At 61.2% G+C, this 15,098-nt stretch carries 15 protein-coding genes; 10 read left to right on the plus strand and 5 right to left on the minus strand.

Annotation, left to right across the window (positions count from 1 at the left end; all coding sequences use genetic code 11):
• The 4 genes from WB528_RS06605 to WB528_RS06620 form a co-directional block, all read left to right on the plus strand.
• On the plus strand, window positions 1-513 hold a 513-nt coding region (locus tag WB528_RS06605), incomplete at its 5' end, for a TolC family protein (RefSeq protein ID WP_423887621.1).
• A 22-nt stretch (window positions 514-535) separates the two neighbouring features.
• Window positions 536-1,234: a response regulator transcription factor gene (locus WB528_RS06610; RefSeq protein WP_423887622.1), complete on the plus strand. Its 699-nt coding sequence runs from the start codon at window positions 536-538 to the stop codon at window positions 1,232-1,234.
• A complete protein-coding gene (locus WB528_RS06615) occupies window positions 1,221-2,576 on the plus strand; it encodes a HAMP domain-containing sensor histidine kinase (RefSeq protein ID WP_423887623.1) in 1,356 nt (451 codons plus the stop codon). Before WB528_RS06610 ends, WB528_RS06615 begins: the two co-directional genes overlap by 14 nt.
• 120 nt (window positions 2,577-2,696) lie before the next feature.
• A complete protein-coding gene (locus WB528_RS06620; protein WP_423887624.1) occupies window positions 2,697-4,349 on the plus strand; it encodes a tetratricopeptide repeat protein in 1,653 nt (550 codons plus the stop codon).
• A 42-nt stretch (window positions 4,350-4,391) separates the two neighbouring features.
• Here the strand turns inward: WB528_RS06620 and WB528_RS06625 are convergent, their stop codons facing one another.
• The 3 genes from WB528_RS06625 to WB528_RS06635 form a co-directional block, all read right to left on the minus strand.
• The gene (locus tag WB528_RS06625; protein WP_423887625.1) at window positions 4,392-4,676 is read right to left on the minus strand and encodes a hypothetical protein; all 285 of its coding nucleotides are present in this window, start codon (window positions 4,674-4,676) and stop codon (window positions 4,392-4,394) included.
• A 359-nt stretch (window positions 4,677-5,035) separates the two neighbouring features.
• Window positions 5,036-6,055 carry an aldo/keto reductase gene (locus WB528_RS06630; protein ID WP_423887626.1) on the minus strand — a complete coding sequence of 340 codons (1,020 nt, stop codon included), beginning with the start codon at window positions 6,053-6,055 and terminating at the stop codon, window positions 5,036-5,038.
• Window positions 6,056-6,083: 28 nt separating this feature from the next.
• Window positions 6,084-6,509: a PaaI family thioesterase gene (locus tag WB528_RS06635; protein WP_423887651.1), complete on the minus strand. Its 426-nt coding sequence runs from the start codon at window positions 6,507-6,509 to the stop codon at window positions 6,084-6,086.
• A gap of 318 nt (window positions 6,510-6,827) precedes the next feature.
• Here WB528_RS06635 and WB528_RS06640 point away from each other — a divergent pair, with 318 nt between their 5' ends.
• Complete coding sequence (locus WB528_RS06640; protein ID WP_423887627.1) at window positions 6,828-7,808, plus strand: Bug family tripartite tricarboxylate transporter substrate binding protein; 981 nt, start codon at window positions 6,828-6,830, stop codon at window positions 7,806-7,808.
• A gap of 60 nt (window positions 7,809-7,868) precedes the next feature.
• On the plus strand, window positions 7,869-9,062 hold the full coding sequence (locus tag WB528_RS06645) for a hypothetical protein (RefSeq protein WP_423887628.1): 1,194 nt from the start codon (window positions 7,869-7,871) through the stop codon (window positions 9,060-9,062).
• A gap of 180 nt (window positions 9,063-9,242) precedes the next feature.
• Here WB528_RS06645 and WB528_RS06650 read toward each other — a convergent pair whose 3' ends face one another.
• A complete protein-coding gene (locus tag WB528_RS06650; RefSeq protein WP_423887629.1) occupies window positions 9,243-9,539 on the minus strand; it encodes a hypothetical protein in 297 nt (98 codons plus the stop codon).
• Window positions 9,540-9,732: 193 nt separating this feature from the next.
• Here WB528_RS06650 and WB528_RS06655 point away from each other — a divergent pair, with 193 nt between their 5' ends.
• Window positions 9,733-10,218: a hypothetical protein gene (locus WB528_RS06655; protein ID WP_423887630.1), complete on the plus strand. Its 486-nt coding sequence runs from the start codon at window positions 9,733-9,735 to the stop codon at window positions 10,216-10,218.
• A gap of 281 nt (window positions 10,219-10,499) precedes the next feature.
• On the opposite strand, the gene WB528_RS06660 is transcribed toward WB528_RS06655, so the two are convergent.
• Window positions 10,500-11,669, minus strand: a complete 1,170-nt coding sequence (locus WB528_RS06660; RefSeq protein WP_423887631.1) for a YncE family protein — start codon at window positions 11,667-11,669, stop codon at window positions 10,500-10,502.
• A gap of 177 nt (window positions 11,670-11,846) precedes the next feature.
• Here WB528_RS06660 and WB528_RS06665 point away from each other — a divergent pair, with 177 nt between their 5' ends.
• The 3 genes from WB528_RS06665 to WB528_RS06675 all read left to right on the plus strand — a co-directional run bounded on the left by WB528_RS06665 (window position 11,847) and on the right by WB528_RS06675 (window position 15,017).
• Window positions 11,847-12,650 (plus strand): SDR family NAD(P)-dependent oxidoreductase, encoded by an 804-nt coding sequence (locus tag WB528_RS06665; RefSeq protein WP_423887632.1) that lies wholly within the window; start codon window positions 11,847-11,849, stop codon window positions 12,648-12,650.
• An 8-nt stretch (window positions 12,651-12,658) separates the two neighbouring features.
• Complete coding sequence (locus tag WB528_RS06670) at window positions 12,659-13,426, plus strand: hypothetical protein (RefSeq protein ID WP_423887633.1); 768 nt, start codon at window positions 12,659-12,661, stop codon at window positions 13,424-13,426.
• Window positions 13,427-13,670: 244 nt separating this feature from the next.
• A complete protein-coding gene (locus WB528_RS06675) occupies window positions 13,671-15,017 on the plus strand; it encodes a tetratricopeptide repeat protein (protein ID WP_423887634.1) in 1,347 nt (448 codons plus the stop codon).
• Window positions 15,018-15,098 lie beyond the last annotated feature (81 nt).

The following is a 15,098-nucleotide window of genomic DNA, read 5'->3' on the forward strand; positions in this document are numbered from 1 at the left end:
ACCTGGATCGGATCGGTGGGCCCAACCCTCGATGCCCCAATCCTCGACTTTGGCGCGCTCGATGCCAAGATCGAGATCGCCGATTACCGTGCGCATGAATTGGCTGCGGTTTACAAACGGGCCATCCTCACTGCGGTAGAGCAGGTCGATGAGTCCAATGCGGCCTATCAGGGCTTTCGTCAAAGCATACGTAGCCTTGATCTCGCGATTGACGCGGCTCGCCAGGCGACCGACGTGGCGACCGAGCGCTACGACCGCGGCCTGACCGACTTCCTCAACGTTCTCGACGCGGAGCGGCAAAAATTCACTCTGGAGCAGCAACGCACCGAGGTCGTTCGCCTTGCCGGCGACAGCTTCGTGGCGTTGTATAAAGCGCTTGGCGGCGGCTGGCCCCCGAACGAAATCATTCCGCCAGTCAGACGCCCGGATCCGGCTTTTGTTGCTGCCATCAAGCGCCTCGCGCAGGATCCGCCGCATTCGCGGCCGGTTCCACCGCCGGAGCTGACCCCCTGACCTCAGGAAGGGAGCGTGCCGTTTGACGAACGATCCAGAGAAGCACGTCCAGACCATCCTGCTCGTCGAAGACGAGACGGAAATGGTAGCCGAGATCAAGGCCGAGCTGGAGACGAGGGGTTATCTCGTCCGCCACGCCTCCATTGCCGAAGCCGCCGACGCGGCGCGGGTAGGCGATGTCTCGATGATAATCATGGACCGGATCGTTTTCGGAGAGGACAGCCTCAAGACGCTGGAAGCCTTGCGCAAGGAGGGCGTCAAGGTGCCCATTCTGGTCATCTCGGCATTGTCTTCCGTCGATGAGAAGGTCAGCGGCCTGAAGGCCGGCGGCGACGACTATCTGACGAAACCGTTCGCGATGGTGGAATTGGCCGCCCGGGTAGAGGCGATGTTGCGCCGCCTCGAGGACGTGCGCACCACGATATTGCGCGTGGGTTACCTCGAAATGGATCTGATCGAAAAGACCGTCCATCGCGGCAATGTCAAAATCGAGTTGTTGCCGCGCGAGTTTCGTCTCCTGGAGTATTTCCTGCGTCATCCCGGGCGGGTCATCACCCGGGCGATGCTGCTTCGGGAAGTCTGGCAGTACCATTTCTCGCTCGAGACCAATGTCGTTGACGTCCACATCAGCAACTTGCGGAAAAAGATCGACACCAAGGGCCTTCCCTCCCTGATCGTGAATATCCGCGGTGCGGGCTTCATGCTGAATGCGCATGCTTGAATTCTTCCGTTCCTCGGCGGTACGTGTCGCGCTCGTCTTTGTGTTCGTCACGACGGTGGCGACCACGGCCGTTTTCGGACTGGTCTATTTTCAGATCGGAGAGGCGAATGAAGCGAGAAACCGCCTCATTCTCGAAACCGAGGCGGCCAAAAGCGTCAATCGCCCGGTGAATGAACTGAAGACCGCATTCGAGGTGCGGCTGACCAATGACCTGCGGCGCATCGACTATGCGGCGCTGTTTGACGCTAACCACAAGTTCATGTTCGGCAATATCGCTGCGTTGCCGGCGATCCCGGTCGATGGAAAGTCGCACTTCGTCGCCGCCACGCGTGTTCCCGGCAGCGACAACCGGCTCGAGCCGGCTATTTTCGTGGCGCGCCAGCGCCCCGATGGCACCGTGATGTTGCTGGGCAGAAGCCTGATCGAAACCCTGGCGTTCGGCCGCATCGTGAAGCGAGCGCTGGTCGCCGGGCTAGCCCCGATGCTGCTGCTGGCGCTCGCGATCGGCGCCTACTTCGCGCGCCGCTCCTCGCGTCGACTCACCACCATTCACGACACCATGGCCCGGATCATGAAGGGAGATACGGATTTGCGGCTGCCGATCGGCTCGGGCCGCGATCCGATCGACAAGATATCCCGCGACGTCAACCTGATGCTCGACGAGATCGTGCGCCTTCTGGTGCAGCTCAAGGGGGTCGGCGACAATATTGCCCATGACCTGCGCAGCCCGCTGTCGGTGGTCCATGCCCAGCTCGAACGGGGGCTGGAAAGTTCTGATGACGAACAGTTGCGCACCGTCGTGAAGCAGGCACTGGCCCACATCGACAAGGCGATGTTGACAGTGGCGGCGCTGCTGCGGCTGGCCGATGTCGAATACGGCCCGAAATCGCGTAACTTCCAGCCGATCGATCTATCGGCCATTTGCGCCGACCTTTTCGAGTTCTATGAGCCGCTTGCCGAATCGAAGTCGATCAGGATGACGCTGGAGACCCGATCCCCGGTTCAGATCCAGGGCGACGGCGATCTGATGCGCGAAGCGGTGTCGAACCTGATCGGCAACGCGATCAAATTTACGCCGGCCAATGGCGCCGTCAGCATATCGGTCATGACCGAGGACGGCTTGCCGGTGGTGCAAGTGCGCGACAGCGGCATCGGGGTCGAACCGGGGGAGCGCGACAAGATATTCCAGCGGTACTACCGGACATCGAGCGGCCATCGCGTTCCCGGCAGCGGCTTAGGCTTGAGCATCGCCGCCGCCATCGCCAACCTGCACGAACTCGACCTTCGCTTTACCGACAATAATCCCGGCGCTGTGTTCGAGATGGTCGGCCGCAGGCGGTAGCTCGGCGATTGTGATTGGGCCTCGGTAAGAATCTGTTAACCAAGAATTGGCAAAGCTGAAGCCGGGCTTGTCGACGGAAAATCCCGGCTAACTCACTGTTTTTAGACACAATCGGCAACAATGCAGGCATCTCAATTCATCAGCGATTCCCCGGATGCTGACGCTACCGGCTCGAACGTCCAGCAGCACCTGCGTTCCGGCCTGCAGTTATTTGGCGATGGGAAGGCTAACGAGGCCGTCGCGGCCTTTCAGCGGGGCCTCGCTGAAGTCGAGCGGGCCGGAACCGAATCCGCCGAGACGATGTCCGACCTGTATGCCAGGCTCGGCAACATGGCCGCGAGCTGCGGCGATTTCCAAACCGCGAGCATCAATTATCAGGCAGCCTTGAAGATCGCGCCGCATCTGACGAATTGCTGGTGCGACTTCGGTGATCTCCACCTGAGACTTGGGCAACACCAGCGGTCCATCGAGCTCTACCTCCAGGCACTGAAGCTCAATCCACGGCATTGGGCGGCGCGCTTCAACATGGTTCAGGCGCTGATGGCCGCCAAGCAATATCTGATTGCCAAGGCCGTACTGGTTGAATTGAAGACCGAGCGCCCTCACGATGCCCGTATCCGCAATCTGCTCGGCAAAACTCTTTTCGAATTGAACGAGGTAGAGCCGGCGATCACGAGCTTCCTGGAGGCGGTCGCGCTCAATCCGCAGGATGCCGAGAGCATCAACTGGACTGGCGCGCTCAAGCAATCGCTGGGCGATCAGGCGGGTGCGCGAGCGGCTTACGCGCAATCCGCGCGGATTCAGCCGCTGATCAGGCGTCCGGCGGCAAAGCAACCGGCAGAATTTCTTGTGCTCGCGCTGTACGCGCCGTTCGGCGGCAACACGCCGACCGAATATCTTTTCCAGGATGCGTTTTTCGATACCAATACGCTCGCGCTGTTCGCCGCGCGCGATTATGACACGGACGAGTTTGGCCGGAACGTTCAACTGGTGATCAATCTGGTTTCGGATGCCGATCAGACCGAAGCGTTGTTGCCGCTCGCGGCCGATCTGGTCGACCGGTTCGGCTTGCCGACCGTCAACCATCCGCGCAAGGTGCAACAAACGACACGCGACGCCGTCGCCGCCCTGCTTCAGGGAATTCCCGGCTGCCGCATTCCGCAGGCGTTGCGCCTGAAGGCGGGAGCCGAGTGCTCCGAAGCGGCGCTGAAGGCGATATTGCCGTCCTGGTCGACGGTTCTGGCCCGCCCGGTCGGCACCCATGGTGGTGATGATTTCGAAAAGATCAAGGACGTGACGGCGCTGTCGGCCTTCCTGTCGCAGCGGGTAGATCACGAGCACTATCTGATCGAATATATCGACTATATGTCGGCCGATCGCCATTTTCGGAAATACCGGTTCATCTTCATCGACCACGAGATATTGCCGTATCACCTGTGCATCGGGCGTGACTGGAAACTCCATCACATCAACACCGACATGGCCCATCAGCGATGGATGCAGCAGGAAGAGGCAACGTTTCTGAACAATCCCGCCGCAGTCTTCGGCCCGGCACAGATGCAGGCGCTGGAAGCCATTCGCGAGCGCATCGGTCTTGACTATTTCGGGATCGATTGCGGGCTCGACGAGAGCGGAAATGTCGTGGTGTTCGAGGTCAACGCCTCGATGCTCGTTCACGCCCGCAACGAGGGATTTCTCTACAAGGATCCGGCGGTGCGCCGGATCAAGCTCGCCTACGATGCTATGCTGCGCAGGCACGCCAAACCGCGCTAGACCCTCATGGTGAGGAGAACGCGCGATTTGTAGGCGGCGCGTTTATTCCGCTTCCTGCACGCGCAGCAGCACTGACAGTGTGGCTTGGCTGAGCCGTCCTTGCGGACCTTGTGGCTTGCGATCGGAGCCTTCGATTTCAGGAAAGTTCTGTTGCAGGAGCTTGTTTGGGACCGGTGGCGGTTGGCTGGTCCCGTCCGACTCATGCGTCTCCGCGGTTTCGTCGAACGCGCCGGGCGCACCGATGCCGATGCGGCGCTTCTTGGTCTCGATCTTCTTCGGTGGCGGCTGCGTATAGATAACCGGCGGCATGATGTGATGTCGCGACATGTCTCATTCCCTCAGTGAGGAAGCCCACGCAAATCGACACACACCCCCCGAGATCACCAAGCAAACCCCAGGCCAGATAAATTACCTTTATAAATCAACAGCCAATTGAGCCCGCGCGATTAACACCCCGGCAAGCTTTGCCCGCTGGTGCGGCAGATTTGACATTCGCTTCGGCGTTGCCGCGAGTCCGCCTAGCGAATGTCAAATTCCAAAGCCGCACCAGAATTTCTATTTGCTGACATTCGTAAACGAACCCTCCCAGACACGATTCGAATGTCAGAACCGGGACACTGGCGGCGCCGAATTTTCCGGGAGAATGATTCCGCCAGCGCAATGACCTTGCGCGCTGGCGTTTCTGACTATTTCTCGATGGCCGTGCGCGGCCGCCGTCCTTCGATCGGATATTGCGGATCGTTGTAGCCGGGCGTCGACGGATGGCCGCTGGTCACGAGGCGATCGATCAGGGCCTCGTCCTCGGCGGTGAAGCGATAGTCGAGCGCGCGCACGTAATCGTCCCATTGATCTTCGGTGCGGGGCCCCGCAACGACGCCGGTCACGAAGGTTGAGTTGAGCACCCATGCGACCGCGAACTGGGCTGCGGTGATGCCGCGCGCTTCCGCATGCTTGCGGATCGCCTGCGCCAATTGCAGCGATTCCGGACGCCACTCGGTCTGCATCATGCGCGTGTCGTTGCGGCCCGCGCGCGTTTCCTTACCAGGCGCGGCATCGGGGCTGTACTTGCCGGTCAACACGCCGCGCGCGAGCGGGCTATAGGCGAGGATACCGAGCCCGTAATAACCGCAGGCAGGGAAGTGTTCGACCTCGGGCATGCGGTTCATCGCGTTGTAATAGGGCTGGCTGACGATAGGCCGGTCGATGCCGAGGTCGTCGCAGATGTTGCAGATTTCCGCGACGCGCCAGGCGCGATAATTCGAGACGCCGAAGTAACGCACCTTGCCTTGCTTGATCAGTTCGCCCATCGCGCGAACGGTCTCGGCGAGCGGCGTGGAATGGTCTTCCCGGTGCAGGTAGTAGATGTCGATATAATCGGTGCCGAGCCGCTTCAGGCTTTCGTCGGCGGCCTGAAGCACCCAGCGCCGCGACAGCCCGCCGCGGTTGGGATCGTCTCCCATCGGATTGGCGAGCTTGGTTGCCAGCACCCAGCCGGGGCGGTTGTTGGAGATGGCGCGGCCGACCACGGTTTCCGAACCGCCGTTCGAATAGGCGTCCGCCGTGTCGACGAAGTTGACGCCGGCCTCGCGCGCCTTGGCCACGATCCGTGTCGAAGTCGCCTCATCCGCCGGTCCGCCGAACATCATGGTGCCGAGACAGATTGGCGAGATTTTCAGGCCGCTGCGGCCGAGCTGACGATATTCCACGGGCGTATTCCTTTCGATTGAAAAACGATCAGGAGTTGTCTTTCAGGACCTTGAAGACGCCGCTGGCGGTGGCGACGACACGGCCGCCCGCCGTCACCTCGGTCGTGGTGAAGATCAGGCTGCGGGTCGCGCGGACGACGCGCGGCGTTGCGATCAGAAGCTCGCCGATCTTGCCTGAGTCGATAAAGTGGACGTCCATCTGCACCGTGGCGAGCGTTGGCCGGCCAGAAACCAGCCTCGCAATCATGCCCGAGGCGCGGTCGGCGAGCGTCATCAATACCCCGCCCTGAACCAGGCCGCGGCGGTTATGGTGCTTGTCCTGCGCTGATATCGCGTATTCGTGATTACCGTTCACGGCGCGGTGCCACAGCGGCCCTATGAGGTTCAGGAAACCGCTGGTCTCCATCACGGTCCAACCGGTCGCTTTCAGCGCCTCGTCGGTTATTTCTGTCATCATCAGAAGGCTATTTGGGGGCGGGGTTTTTGGTCGGATTTGGCGGCCATCTCATCAATCGGACGCAAGACACCAGTGGCTTTTGACATTCGCTTCGGTGCTGCTGCGAGTTCTCCATGCGAATGTCAAAACCAAAACCACACTAGAATCAGAATCATATTTGCTGGTATCCCTTTGGTTCTGACATCCCTAAACGAACCTGCCACGACGGGATACGAATGTCAGAACCGGGACACTAGTCAAGCGGAATGGTCGCCTTGCGAAGGCCGACTGTTTCGACGACCATAGCGGCAAGCTGGAATCGCGGAGGTTGCGCCGATGCGCGGATGGAGTGCCTCGCTTGCCATGGTGCTGCTGGCGTCGGCGCTCGGCGGTAACTGTGACGTTGCCCGCGCGCAAGCCTACCCGAACCGAACCATTACGCTGGTGGTGCCTTTTCCACCTGGCGGCTCGACCTCGATCGTCGGCCGGCTGGTCGCCGACAAGATGAGCGACTTGCTCGGGCAAAGCATCGTCGTCGACAACCGAGGCGGGGCCGGCGGCACCGTCGGCACCAAGGCGGTGGCGAAAAGCGATCCCGACGGCTACACGCTGTTGCTCGGCTATACCGGCACGCTTGCGATCGGCCCCTCGCTCTACCGCCATGTCGGTTACGATCCGCGCAAGGATTTCGCGCCGATCGGGATGATCGGTCACGCGCCATCTTCGCTGGTGGTGCATCCGTCGTTTCCGGCCAGGACCGTGGCCGAACTGGTCGCCTATGCCAAAGCCAATCCCGGCAAGGTTAACTTCGGCTCCGCCGGCATCGGCACGGTCGGTCATATCACCGGCGAATATTTTGCAATGGAGACCGGAATCCAGATCGTTCACATTCCCTACAAGGGAACAGGACCTGCGATGAGCGATCTCTTGGGCGGACATATCCCGATGTCGTTTTCGCCGATCGCCACCACCGCCGCCAACGTCAAGGCCGGCCTGTTGCGCGCGCTCGCCGTGACCTCGGTCCATCGCAACCATTTATTGCCTGAAGTGCCGACTATGATCGAAGCCGGCGTGTCCGGTTTCGACGCGACGCTGGCCTATGGCCTCGTGGCGCCGGCGGGCACGCCGCCGGCCGTGGTCGACCGTCTCAACAAGGCCTTGCGCGGTGCGCTTGCCTCCGAGGACGTCAGAAAGCAGCTTGAATTTGACGGCACCGAGATCACGTCGAGCACGCCGGAACAATATGCCGACTTCATCGACAAGGATGAAAAGAAGTGGTCGGAACTCGTCAAGAAGAGCGGCGTCGAGCCAGAGTAAGTGCGGCGTTTCACGCAAAAGCCGTTCCCACGCCGCCTTTCCTTGTTCTAGAATCGGGCCATGCCATATCAACCGATTCGCTTTCGCGCTGGATATTTTGCGCTGGTGTTGTCACTGAGCGCGGCACCGTCGCAGGCGATAGACAACGCAGCGCCTCCCGCTGCTGACGCCATGGCGCAGGCTGCCTCGCCCTACGCGATCGCGGAGTATCGCAGGCTCCTGAAAGAATATCAGGACGCGCACGGAGCGTTCGAGCAAGAGGCGGGCGCCTATTGGAATTCAATTGCCGAGAAACGCCGCGGCCGCAACGCCAAGCGGCGCGAGCATCAGCCGATCAACCTCGATGACTACGTGCTGGAGCAGCCGCCGGTCTATACCGGGCCGAAGCGGCCGGTGAATCCCGAACCGGAGGAGCCGGAAGCACGGCCGCCGCGGCAACGCAAGGCCATTCCGCTGGTCGGCGATCTCTTGCAGGCCGCGAGCGAGCAATTCCAGTGGTCACCGCGGAAGCCCGCAAGCGAGATTGAGTTCAAGCGCGCTTATGCGCGCTACGCGAAGGCCGCCGGCCTGACGCGCGAGCAGGCCGTGCGGGTCTATTCGTTCGAGACCGGAGGCACCGGCAATTACGACGTGCAAGCGGGCATAGAGCATGGCGGCAAGCGCGCGATTTCGACCGCGATGGGCTATAATCAGCTCCTCACCACCAACAGCGTCGAGTTGATGGCCGAGCAGGGTCAGGAATTCGTCAAAGAATTGACGGCAAGAGCAGCAAGCCTGTCGGGGCCGCCGCGCCAGGCGATGGACCGCAAGATTGCGGTGCTGAAGAAGATGGTGGCGTTTACGCGCACCGTGCCGGACGACTGGTCGGCCCACCAGAAACTCGCCGATACGCCGCAGGGCTGGGCGGTTCAGGCCATGGTGCTCGATATCGACGTCGGACCGATGCTGCAAACCCACAAGCTTCTCACCTCGGTGATCTTCGCCCGCACCAAGGGTTTTAACCGCCCGCTCAGCGCCGCTGAACTCGAGATGATGAACCTCACCGGCGATGGCACCGGCCTCGACATGGTGACCATGCCGCAGGTGATGCGGGAGCAGGTGCCGACGTCGAATTTCTTCCAGCGCGGAGGCTATGAGCGTAATCCGGTCGCGATCCGCCATAACACGGTCGCCAAGCTGCTCGCGATCACCGACAATCGGATGGACGCCAACTGCAATCTGCCGGGCGCGAAGGAACTGGCGGCGGCGTTTTAGCTTGTTGCTTTTGCGACGCGGAACGGCCCATCCGCGTCATGCCCCGGCATGCGGGGCATCCAGTAACCCATGCCGGCAAGATAGGCCCCAATCGTCGCGGCATACTGGATCATCCGCCGGAGCCCGTCATCGGGCCAAAGGCGCGGCCCGTCGGCAGATGATGACATCGGGGCCAACGGCTCAATCCGGCCCGAACATGAAGCTGCCGCCGTCGAGATACGGGCCGCTGCGCATGTAGAGCTGGCCGTTCTGTCCGATGAAGAACAACGTGCCCTTCGGCACTTTCTTGGCTCCCTTCAGGAGCAGGCCGGCGTTGTTGGTGCCCATCTTGTAGGCGAGGGTCTTGCCATCCTTGCCGTAGGCGTAACCCATGTCCGGCTTCAGTTCCCACGGCGTCGCAGCTTGCGCAAAGGCCGGCGTTGACAGCGCGGCGAGCGCTGCAGCCGCCAATAGCGGCTTGATCGAAAATCTTGTCATATCCTTCTCATCCTCCCAATTTCGTAGTCTGCAAGCGTGACCTGTCATTCTTTGAACAAATCACGAACGTCATCGGCCCGTCAACACGACTAGCGACCTATGATCAATGACCGCCGGTGACTTTGTGATTCCATGCCTTGTCCTTCGCGACTATCTTCGCCGATAACGCGCGACCGCAGCAAATGTAACGGGGATGATTCGAATGAACCAAATTGTGACGATCGGCTTGGGTGTTGCGTTGTCTCTGTTCCTTGCGGATGCCGCTTGCGCCGACAACTTCAAACTCAGCAATAACCAGCGGATTTCCTGTAGCCGGGGCCTGTCGGCCGGCAAGCTCAACACGGCCACCTGCAGGTCCTACGCCTACGTCTTCAACACCAAGACATCGGAATATTTCCGCTGCCAGGTATCGCTCGCGCTGACGCGCGACAACAAGGAAGTGATCAACGTGCAGGCCGATGGAGGCTGCACCAAGCGGCCGCGTATCTTCGAGACCGATTCCGATTATTCCTTCGACGCCACCGAGACCGAGCCGCCGAACACCAATTCCTTCTTCGGTCCGGGCGGCTATTCGATCTGGGTCAGCGACAACACCAAGCAGAAGGTGCGCGGCTGCCTCACCATCAGTTCAGGCCTCGGCTCGGATATTTCCAAATGCCTCGACATGACATTCCAGTGAAAAGCGGCAGTGGCCCGATTCTAGCATTCGCATCTCTTCTCAGCGGGCACGTTTGCTAATGTTAGAATCAAAGGACCACTAGCAAATCCAAGTTTTTTAGTGGAGTTTCGGATTTGACATTCGCTTTACGAACTCGCAGTTAGACGGGTAGGAAGTGCCGAAAACTAGCAGCGAGGACGGGACCCCCCCCCCGGCTCGCTGCGCGTGCCGGCCGCCCCTTTTAGGGGGAGGCAAGAAGTGCCCCCCAGCGCCATTAACCGCTAGTCCAATCGCAGACGGCTTCAGTGCCCCATTCGCGCCGAGGCGGGATGACCCGGCACCTTGAAGCGCTTGCCGGTGTCGGTGACCTTGGTGCCGTCGACTTTCAGGATCGAAAAATCCTGGTCCAGATAGTTGCCGGCCAGAAGGTATTTACCATCAGGCGTGAACGCTACGGCCTCCGGCAAGCCGCCGACCTCGATGTCCTGGGTCTTGGTCACCTTCTTGCCGTCGATCTTCAGGATCGAGAGGCTGCCGTTTTTGTTGTAGAAAAACGCCTTCTTCATGTTGGAGCCGCGCAGGATCGCAGCGACCGCGAGATTGCCCTTCGGCGACATCGCGAGCCCCTCCGGACCATCGCCGACGACGACGCGATCGATGATCCGCGGCGGGTTGGCTTCGAGGTCGATCACGCTCGTGGTGTCGACGTTGCCGTCGGAAGCGCCGGAATTGCCGTTGTCGGAGGTCAGCGCGAGCTTGCTGTCTGGGGTGATCACGACGTTATAGGGCCAAAGGCCGGTCGGCAGGTCGACCTTGTTATAGGTCACCTTGTCGCCGTTGACGTCGAGCACCGACACTTTGTGCGCGGGGAATCGCACAGCGAGCGCGTGCTTGCCGTCGGGCGTGAACATCACATGTGCGACGCTGTCGGGGAAGGAGATGGTATCGGTGATCTTGACGTCGGTGCCGTTGACCGAGAGCACGCTGACCGAATTGTCCCCGCGATTGGCGACCAGCGCCATTTTTCCCGACGGGCTGAAATTCAATCCCGAGGGCTGCTTGCCGCCGGTGATGGTGGCCGCGAGCTTCGGCGGATTGGCTTTCATGTCGATGACGAAGATCTTGTTGTCCGGCACCTGCTTCAGCGCATCGCCGTCCTTGACGACGTCGACGGAATCGGCGACCAGCGCGACCGAGCCGGTGGGATCGATGTCGACATTGACCGGTGGTCCGACCACCGAATTCTCGAGCGGCAGCGTGGCGACGATCTTGGGATTTTCGGGATCGGCGAGATCGACGATCAGAACCGAATCCTTGCCGGGCATGGACAGCAAGGTCTTGCCGCTGTCGTCCCATGTGACCTTCTCGTCGATGCCGACGATCATGAACGGTTTGGCATGGGCGTAAGTGAGACCGGCGCCGCACAGCATCACTGTCGCAAGCGCAACTTCAACGGGGCGAAACAAGGACATCAGGCGTTCTCCATGCTGGGACCGGCCTCTTACGGGCGGGTTCGCGGTCGGGACATTACGCGGGGAACCCCTTCGTTGCTAGGGTAGTCACCGCCATGCCGAAGACACACCTTCGTCGAATGGGTTGACCTCAGGCTGTGGCCCGGCCAATGCTCCGACAAAAGGGGAGATGTCGTTTTGGGACGCTTGGCAGGCAAGACAGCGATCGTGGTCGGCGCCGGTTCGATCGGGCCCGGCTGGGGCAACGGCAAGGCAACCGCCGTGACGTTTGCGCGAGAGGGCGCCCGGGTGTTTTGCGTCGATCGCAACGCCGCCGCAGCCAAGGAGACCGCGGACGTCATTACCGGCGAGGGCGGCAAGGCCGTGGCGTTCAAAGCCGACGCTTCACGAGGAGAAGATATCGCCGCGATGGTCGCTGCCTGCCTGAAGGTCTTTGGTCGCATCGACGTGCTCGACAACAATGTCGGCATCGCCGAGACCGGCAGCGTGGTGGATGTTGCCGAGGCCGACTGGGACCGGGTCTTCGCGGTCAACCTCAAGAGCGCCTATCTCGCCATGAAGCACGTAGTCCCCGTGATGGCGGGGCAAGGCGGCGGCTCCATCATCAATATTTCATCGATTGCGTCGATCCGGCATCTCGGCATTTCCTATATCACCTACGCGACCACCAAGGCGGCGATGAACCAGATGACGCGCACCACGGCTGTGGAATTTGCTGCTCAAAAGGTCCGCGTCAACGCGATCCTGCCGGGGCTGATGAAGACGCCGATGGTGGAGCATTCGGCGGGCCTTGCCGCGAGCTACGCCAAGGGCGACGTCGAGGCGATGTGGCGCGCCCGGGACGCGCAGGTGCCGATGGGGCATATGGGCGACGCCTGGGACGTAGCCAATGCCGCGCTATTTCTCGCTTCCGACGAATCGAGATATGTCACCGGCATCGAACTCGTCGTCGACGGCGGGATCACGCTGAAGGTAACCTGACATTTCTCATGCGACTGTCCCTCGTCGTCGTGATGGCAGGCATTGCCATCAACCTCATCGCGTTGTCGCCCGGCGCTGCCGCGGCCACCAGCGAGCCGACCGGCGAACAGATCGATTCCGCGCCTTGCAAGTCGGCGTTGATGGCCGGCGATGACGACAAGATCATCGCCGCGTGTGACGGGCTGATCGGCAACGACAAGGCGCCGAAGGTCGATCGCATCAAGGCCGCCATCGCACGCGCCGCCGCCTACGACCGCAAGGGAGAGATCGACCGCGCGATCGGCGATGACGACATCGCGCTGCGGCTCGATCCGACGTTGGCGGAGGTGTTGAATGCGCGGGGAGAGCTGTTCCGCAGGAAAGGCGACCGGGTCCATGCGCTCGCCGATTTCGGGGCCGCGTTCAGGCTCGACCCGAATAATGCCGCGGCAAAGGCCAACTACAAGGCACTGTCGCTGGAGGTCGAGCGCATTGGCGCGATGATGGCGGTCAACAACAGACCGAGCTTCAATTGTGCCACTGCCAGACGCCCGGTCGAAAAGGAGATCTGCGCCAATCCCGAACTCGCCAATCTCGACCGTGAGATCAACGCCGTGAACACAAAGGTGGTCCGCGAGGCCGGTCAGGGCAATGCACGCGCCAGCCGGGCCATGCAGCGCGAGCAGGACGAATTCCTCGCCCGGCGCAATGCCGCTTTCGGTCAGGCCGGCTACGACCTGCGGCAGGCGATGCGGGACCGGCTCGACCATTTAGTGGCGCTGGTAGGCCGATTCTAGCATTCGCATTCCGTCTCAGCGGTCACTTTTGCGAATGCTCGAATCATGGGCCCACCAGAAATTTGGGGTTCCCATGGAGCTTGGGATTTTACATGCGCTTTGTGAACTCGCGGCCAGACTGGTAGCGAATGTCAAATCCATTGGTAGGGCATTAATCCTGTTCCCTTGAACCTCGCGGGTGGCCGCGGCGACAAACCGCTCAAATCGGCGCTCGCGCCGAGCACCCCGTCATTGAGAGCCGGTCATGCGGTCTTTTGCCTCGCCATCGCTCGTCGCAGCTGTTTTGGCCGCCGCTTCTGTCACTTCCACCGCAACGCGTGCCGAGCCCGCCGTCATTTGCGCCGCGCATACGGACGCAGCGCCGGCGAAATTAATCGATAGCTGCGCCGCGCTGGTCGATAATCCGGCCACCGCGGCCGCCGATCGTCTCAATGCGATGGTCGTGCAGGCGATGGCGCGCCACAACAATGGGCAGACCGACAAGGCGCTCGACGAACTCGATCATGTCATCGCCGAGAGCCCCAGTCTCGCGTTCGCCTTCCGTGCCCGCGGCGAAATCCTGCGCCAGCAACGCCAGACCGTGGAGGCGTTCGGCGCGCTGAATGAGGCTATCAGGCTCGATCCTGATAACGCCGACGGCTATGAAATTCGCGCCAATATCTTCAACAACGCCGGCAAATACGACCGCGCCATCGAAGACTATAACGAGGCGCTGCGGCTAAAGCCTGATTTTGCGCTGGCCTATGCGGATCGCGGCGCCGCCTGGTATTTCAAGGGCGAATATCAGAAGGCGATTTCCGATGACGACCAGGCCATCAAGCTCGATCCGAACCGCGCGCAAACCTACACCAATCGGGGCGCGGCTCACCGCAAGCTTGGCAACATCCAGCACGCGCTCGACGATGAGACCTCGGCGATCCGGATCGATCCGTCGCGGCCGGAATTCTTCGACAATCGCGGGCTCGATCTCGCCGGCAATGGCGACTACGCGAACGCCATCGCCGACTACGATCAGGCGATCAAGCTCCGTCCGCAGGCGAATTTCCTGACCGACCGCGGCGATTCCTATCAGGCGACGAAAGACTACGATCGCGCGATTGCGGATTACGATGCGGCCTTGAAGCTCGATCCGAAGTTCCAGCGCGCGTATAACAATCGCGGCGCGGCCTGGCGCGGCAAGGGCGATCGCAGCCGTGCGTTGCAGGATTACGCGGAAGCCATTCGTCTCAATCCTTCCGACGCCACCGCCGCCGGCAACTACAAGGACGTTTCGCTCCAGCTCGAGCGGCTGAACGAGCTTGCCTCCCAGAACAGCCTGCCGAGCTTCAACTGCGCCACGGCCAAACGTCAGGTCGAAAAGGCGATCTGCGCCGACCCAGATCTTGCGCGCCTCGACCGCGAGATGAACGAGGTGTTCCTGAAGGCGATAGCCAGCGCGGAAAGCGGCAGCCATCGCGCGGCGCTCGCTTTGACAAAGCAGCAGCGCGAATTCATGGCGAAGCGCAACGCGTCCTACGGCCGGCCCGGCTATGACCTGCGCCAGGCGATGGCGGAACGGGTCGACCAGCTCGGCGCCCTCTCCAAACAATAACATTTAGTCGAAGGGCTGACCTGTTCCGGCTTGAATTGTCGGTTTGAGGCGCGACAATGCGCGTCAAAACCGCGCCAGGCC

Origin of the sequence: Bradyrhizobium sp. (assembly GCF_049586575.1) — a bacterium.
GTDB lineage: Bacteria > Pseudomonadota > Alphaproteobacteria > Rhizobiales > Xanthobacteraceae > Bradyrhizobium.

What these genes read in the sequence shown, in the direction of transcription:
- WB528_RS06615 (WP_423887623.1), top strand. Translation starts at nt 1,221, where the DNA reads ATGCGCATGCTTGAATTCTTCCGTTCCTCGGCGGTACGTGTCGCGCTC.
- WB528_RS06660 (WP_423887631.1), bottom strand. Translation starts at nt 11,669, where the DNA reads ATGTCCTTGTTTCGCCCCGTTGAAGTTGCGCTTGCGACAGTGATGCTG.
- WB528_RS06675 (WP_423887634.1), top strand. Translation starts at nt 13,671, where the DNA reads ATGCGGTCTTTTGCCTCGCCATCGCTCGTCGCAGCTGTTTTGGCCGCC.
- WB528_RS06635 (WP_423887651.1), bottom strand. Translation starts at nt 6,509, where the DNA reads ATGACAGAAATAACCGACGAGGCGCTGAAAGCGACCGGTTGGACCGTG.
- WB528_RS06620 (WP_423887624.1), top strand. Translation starts at nt 2,697, where the DNA reads ATGCAGGCATCTCAATTCATCAGCGATTCCCCGGATGCTGACGCTACC.
- WB528_RS06670 (WP_423887633.1), top strand. Translation starts at nt 12,659, where the DNA reads ATGCGACTGTCCCTCGTCGTCGTGATGGCAGGCATTGCCATCAACCTC.
- WB528_RS06650 (WP_423887629.1), bottom strand. Translation starts at nt 9,539, where the DNA reads ATGACAAGATTTTCGATCAAGCCGCTATTGGCGGCTGCAGCGCTCGCC.
- WB528_RS06655 (WP_423887630.1), top strand. Translation starts at nt 9,733, where the DNA reads ATGATTCGAATGAACCAAATTGTGACGATCGGCTTGGGTGTTGCGTTG.
- WB528_RS06625 (WP_423887625.1), bottom strand. Translation starts at nt 4,676, where the DNA reads ATGTCGCGACATCACATCATGCCGCCGGTTATCTATACGCAGCCGCCA.
- WB528_RS06640 (WP_423887627.1), top strand. Translation starts at nt 6,828, where the DNA reads ATGCGCGGATGGAGTGCCTCGCTTGCCATGGTGCTGCTGGCGTCGGCG.
- WB528_RS06645 (WP_423887628.1), top strand. Translation starts at nt 7,869, where the DNA reads ATGCCATATCAACCGATTCGCTTTCGCGCTGGATATTTTGCGCTGGTG.